Below are 4,943 nucleotides of genomic sequence, written 5' to 3'. Positions count from 1 at the left end.
CCCCCCATACTTGTTGTCCTTACGGGAGATTGCAATGCAAAAGTTGTCCACGCTAGTCGCGTTGGCCTGTATGACCGTGGCGCCGTTGCTCGCGACGACCGCCTCGGCACAGTTCGCCAAGCCCGAAGACGCGGTCAAGTACCGTCAATCGGCGTTGACGCTGATGGCTTCGCACTTTGGTCGCATGACGCCGGTGGTCAAGGGCCAGGCGCCTTACGACGCCGCGCAGATCAAGGCCAACGTCGAAGTGCTCAAGACCTTGTCGGCGTTGCCGTGGACGGCTTTCGGGCCCGGAACGGAAGGCGGTGATGCTCGCCCCGAAATCTGGAGCGACGCTGCGGGCTTCAAGCAAAAGCAACAAGCTTTCCAGGACAACATCGTCAAGTTGTCGGCCGCCGCTGATTCCGGCGATCTGGACAAGCTGCGCGCCGCCTTCGGCGACGTGGGCGCCAGCTGCAAGGCCTGCCACGACTCCTACCGCAAGAAGAAGTAAGGCGCTGCCGTCTGACGACGGCATCGTTGCTTGCCCAGCAAAAAGCCCCTCGATGTATCGAGGGGCTTTTTTTTTTTCCGGGCGCCGTGTCCGCGCGTGGCGGATTACGAAAAGGACATGTCCGCCACGACTTCCAGCGACCGTATCCACAGCACCAGGCCGGTCACGCATGCGCCCAGCAGCAGTGCACGCAACCACACCGCGAAACCGTCCTGTGCGGGCGGCGTGCCGGCGGGCAGGTCCTTGGCGTCGACATCGCCCGTGATGATGGCTCGCACCAGGCGTTTGCGGCGCACCAGCGCGTACCACGCTACGGCCAGCAGGTGCAGCGCGATCAGGCCGATGATGACCCATTCGTTCAGCTTGTGCCACGACGTCAATGTGCCCGAGGTGTCGGCGCTGACGTAACCGAACAGCGGCCCTTGCATCATGATGTCGTCGGTGGTGAACAAGCCGCTGACGGCTTGAAAGCCGACGACCAGCAGCAGCGCCAGTACCGACAGGGCGCCCAGCGGATTATGTCCGGCGGGCGCGGCGGCGCCCTTGAGGTATTTGGCCACCGCGCCTGGGCCGCGCACAAACGTGGCAAAGCGCGCGTAGCGCGGGCCGACGATGCCCCATAGCAGGCGGAAGATGATCAGGCCCAGCGCCGTACAGCCAAAGCGCACGTGCCAGTCCATATACAGGCCGCCCAGCTTGACGCTGACGTACGCGCCGACGATACAGACGACTAGCGCCCAATGAAAGAGGCGGGTGGGAAGGTCCCAGATCCGAACCGCGAGTCGATTGTTCTGCATGGTGAGCGTGCCAGGGCTGCGTTGCGAGCGACTTTATCACGCAACAATGAAATCGCCGCGCACCAGGCGCGGCGAAGCTGTCAGCGATATCGGCGCGTAGCGCCGATAAGTTTAGTACGAAGCGTTGCGCACCGATTCGATGCGATGCACGTGTTCGTGGCGAAAACGGATCCGCTGGCCAGGGGCCTTCTGCGTGGTATTGCCGCAAGCCACAACTTCCGTCGTGTAAGTCGTCGTGCCGTTGATCGGCGCGTTGAAGATGACGGTTGCGCGAATGGCCGGGCCATTGGCCGGTTGCAGATGAACGATATCGCCGATATGGATCGGGGTGTTGTCCAGCGTCGTGTGAGCCGGGCGGCGGATCAGGTCCGAGGTAGTGAAACGAGTATTCATGGTGTGTGTTCTCTTAAGTTCTAGTTATTAGAAAAGCTGCGTGTTGCGCATGCTGCGAAGGGCGGACGTACCAAAAGCGCCTCGCGTCCTCGCGGTTGCCTTGTCACCGGGTTTTGTTTTGACAGGGCAGGCATGACACTAACGCATAAGTGTTGCCGTCAGTTTGCGCATTCTCATGTTTTTTGCGTGCGCGCGTAACGGGGTACTGCGGGGGGTGCTACGGCCCAATGCCATCGGTCAGTCCTGGACGGCATTGGTTCGAGCCTGAGGCTGCCATGTCGGTGCATGCGCCTGCGGGCTCAAGGGATCGCACAGAGCGGGTTGACTCTGGCGGGTGCTGTGCGACCTGGAAGGTGATGGGTAATCACGATCCGGGTTGCAACGTGTCTTGTTGCTTCTTTCCAAGCCGGACTGGCGGATTGGTGAAGATGTGGCGGGGTAGTGCCATGTATCCGGGCGGATGCTGGCGATTTGCATGGTTCGCGCGTTTTTCGCGCGGGTTTTCTCGTTATTGGTTTTGGGAAACCTGGAGTTCTTGCAAATCAGACTGCAATGCCGGGAGGCTGGGTGGCGCGCGGTTTTCGCGGCGGGTACCCGGGTTCAAGCCCCTGGTCTAATGTTTTCGGCCAATTTATTCTGGGAAATATGGGGCGCGAAAATGCATTAGTCGTCGATATTATCGCGACTTTTATCGCCTTGCAAGTGTTTTTTAAGGGGCCGGGCCAGGCTCCCGAAGCCGGCTCAGTGCTCGGCCTGCCGGGCCTGGTGCTGGGCCTCGATGATCAGCCCTTCAAGGCGCGCAGACATCCGCAACGCCACTTGCGCGCCCATGGATCCGTCGGGCTGGCGTTCGGTTTCCAGCGCCAGAACGATGCTCTCGTCGTTGAACGCCTCGGGCGCCGCGTCAAGGTCGGCATAGCGCAGGACCAGCGCGTCCACGGCCTTTTGGGCGGCCGCCAAGGCGTCGTCCGACAACTGGCCCTGTCCAAGGTACTGATTCACCACGCGAGCCAGGTCGTTCATGAAATACAGCAGCGCGGCTGCGCCGCGGCAGTCGGGCAGGGTGAATCCCCAAGGCTTGGAAGAGGCGGGTGGTTGAGTCATGAAGTGCGGTGCCACGTTACGAAGGCCGGCTGGCCGGGATTCCGCATTTTACGGCCCTTCGTTGCATCCCCCTACTCGCATGCCCCTCGTCGCATACCCATTGGTGCATACTCCCGGGCCATCATGATTCGACTTGCCCTTCCTTGCGACCTGGCCCGCCTGGCCGACATCGAACGCTCTGCCGCCCAACGCTTTGTCGGCACGGACATGGCGTGGGCCGCCGGCGGCGAAACCTTGCCGTTGGAAACGTTGCATCAGGCGCGGACCGCCGGCCTGCTGTGGGTCGCCGTGCACGGCGAGCGGCTGTGTGGGTTTGCGCTGGCCACGCCAATGGACGGCGACCTCTACCTGGCGGAAATTTCCGTGGCCATGCCCGAGCAAGGCCGCGGTCTTGGCCGCGCGCTGATGCGGGCGGTGCTGGACCATGCACGGCAGGCGGGCCGCTACAACGCCGTGGTGCTGACCACCGACCTGCATCTGCCCTGGAACGCGCCGTTTTATCGGCGGCTGGGCTTCGATGTGGTGGTGCCGTCGTATTCTCCTGGCTTGCACGCGCGCTTGCGTGCAGAGGCCGCAGCAGGCTTTGATCCCGCGCGTCGCTGTGCGATGGCTTATCCGCTGGCGAAACGGCCGGTCCAGCCGTGAGCCATCGCGCCCTTTGCTCGCCCCTGTGTCAACTCGCTTCGATCGCAACAAAATCCACCCATAGGCGGCGCCTGCCAGGCGCTTCGGGATAATCTGCCCTCATGCGTCAGCTTCCGCCTAGGGGGCGGCGCCGTCTCGATTGATCAATACATCAACCCGCCATGGCGAGGAGGATACGCATGTCATTGTGGCGAGCCTGCCTGATGGTTCTGGCAGCGGCGTCGCTGTTGTTCGCAACCGCGTGCGTCAATAAAGAGCCCCAGGAGCGCGCGGCGTTCATCCAGCTGCTGCAAGCGCGGGTCAATAGCGATGCGCTGCTGTCCATGCCCGCCCTGAGCAAGGCGGAAAAGGAAGCGGTGGGCGACTACGCCGACGCCTATGAAGTCATTACCGATTTCCAGCAGAAAATGGCCAAGTCGGCCCAGGACATGCACGCGGTGCTTGAGTTGGAAACGATCCGATCCGTGGGGGAAATCGTCCAGCGTCAAAGCGGTTTCGAGGCGGCGCGCAAGACGCTGGCGGACAGCGCCGGCCGGCTTGAGGACGCCCGTGCGAAAGCGGACAGCGCGCGTGCCAAATTGGAATTGCCAGCGGATCTGGCGCCGGTGTATGACGGCGTGTACGACGAGGCCGTGACCGGCCCCGCCACCGAGCTCATGCGGTCGGCTTCCAAACTGGATTCGGTGGCGCGCGATGCGCTGGCCGTCGGAGCTTTCGTGGCCGCCAACGCTGGCGATATCCAGCTGGTGGACGACCAGGCGCGCGTGGCAACGCCCACGCTGCAACAGGAACTGAACCTGCGCCTGCAAGGCCTGAACGCACAGTCGGACGCCCTTACCCAGGCGCGCCGGACGATATTGTTGGCGGCGCAGCGCGGCGAGTGACCAAGCGGCCTTGCATGGGCTTTGTACAATGCGGGTCTCGCGGCGATCGCCGTGCCTGGAACGGAACATGAGCCAATCATCCAGCTTGCACTACAGAACCTTTCTGCTCCTGCTCGCGGTGGTCTCCATCGCGTTCGGCTGGCTCTTGTGGCCTTTCTACGGCGCCGTTTTCTGGGGCGCCATTCTTGCCATCATCTTTGGACCCTTGCAACGCCGCCTGGTCAAGCGCATGGGCGGGCGGCGCAACCTGTCTGCCCTGATTACATTGCTGGGCGTGTTGCTGCTGGTCATTCTGCCGCTGGTGGCGATCACCGGCTCCCTGGTGCGGGAAGGCGCCAACCTGTACCAGAGCATCAAGTCGGGCGAACTGAATTTTGGCGCCTATTTTCAGCAAGCCATGGCGGCGTTGCCGCCTTCCGTGCATGACGTGCTGGCGCGCTTCGACCTGGCCGATATCCCCAGCCTGCAGGAAAAGCTCAGTGCCGGCGCGATGCAGGCCAGCCAGTTTCTTGCGACCCAGGCGCTGAGCATCGGGCAGGACACGTTCCAGTTCGTCATCAGCTTCGGCATCATGCTGTACCTGCTGTTCTTCCTGCTGCGTGACGGGCCTGAGCTGTCGGCGCGCAT

At 62.7% G+C, this 4,943-nt stretch carries 7 protein-coding genes; 4 read left to right on the top strand and 3 right to left on the bottom strand.

What is annotated here, in order from left to right:
- Positions 1-34 precede the first annotated feature (34 nt).
- Positions 35-493: a c-type cytochrome gene (locus ACNPP0_RS13125; RefSeq protein ID WP_046805522.1), complete on the top strand. Its 459-nt coding sequence runs from the start codon at positions 35-37 to the stop codon at positions 491-493.
- Between the two features lie 104 nt (positions 494-597).
- On the opposite strand, the gene ACNPP0_RS13120 is transcribed toward ACNPP0_RS13125, so the two are convergent.
- The 3 genes from ACNPP0_RS13120 to ACNPP0_RS13110 all read right to left on the bottom strand — a co-directional run bounded on the left by ACNPP0_RS13120 (position 598) and on the right by ACNPP0_RS13110 (position 2,787).
- Positions 598-1,290 carry a cytochrome b/b6 domain-containing protein gene (locus tag ACNPP0_RS13120; protein ID WP_448706126.1) on the bottom strand — a complete coding sequence of 231 codons (693 nt, stop codon included), beginning with the start codon at positions 1,288-1,290 and terminating at the stop codon, positions 598-600.
- Between the two features lie 111 nt (positions 1,291-1,401).
- On the bottom strand, positions 1,402-1,683 hold the full coding sequence (locus ACNPP0_RS13115) for a hypothetical protein (protein WP_046805520.1): 282 nt from the start codon (positions 1,681-1,683) through the stop codon (positions 1,402-1,404).
- Between the two features lie 741 nt (positions 1,684-2,424).
- On the bottom strand, positions 2,425-2,787 hold the full coding sequence (locus tag ACNPP0_RS13110; RefSeq protein WP_448706124.1) for a hypothetical protein: 363 nt from the start codon (positions 2,785-2,787) through the stop codon (positions 2,425-2,427).
- A 123-nt stretch (positions 2,788-2,910) separates the two neighbouring features.
- On the opposite strand from ACNPP0_RS13110, the gene ACNPP0_RS13105 reads away from it, so the two are divergent.
- The 3 genes from ACNPP0_RS13105 to ACNPP0_RS13095 all read left to right on the top strand — a co-directional run.
- Positions 2,911-3,432, top strand: a complete 522-nt coding sequence (locus ACNPP0_RS13105) for a GNAT family N-acetyltransferase (protein WP_448706123.1) — start codon at positions 2,911-2,913, stop codon at positions 3,430-3,432.
- 179 nt (positions 3,433-3,611) lie between these two features.
- Entirely contained in the window at positions 3,612-4,316 is a 705-nt protein-coding gene (locus ACNPP0_RS13100) for a DUF3053 family protein (RefSeq protein ID WP_448706122.1), read from the top strand.
- A gap of 67 nt (positions 4,317-4,383) precedes the next feature.
- A partial coding sequence (locus tag ACNPP0_RS13095) for an AI-2E family transporter (protein ID WP_448706121.1) occupies positions 4,384-4,943 on the top strand: 560 nt, incomplete at its 3' end.

The sequence above is a fragment of the Achromobacter semiaridum genome, assembly GCF_053543755.1.
This window is presented reverse-complemented; position numbering and strand designations above follow the sequence as displayed.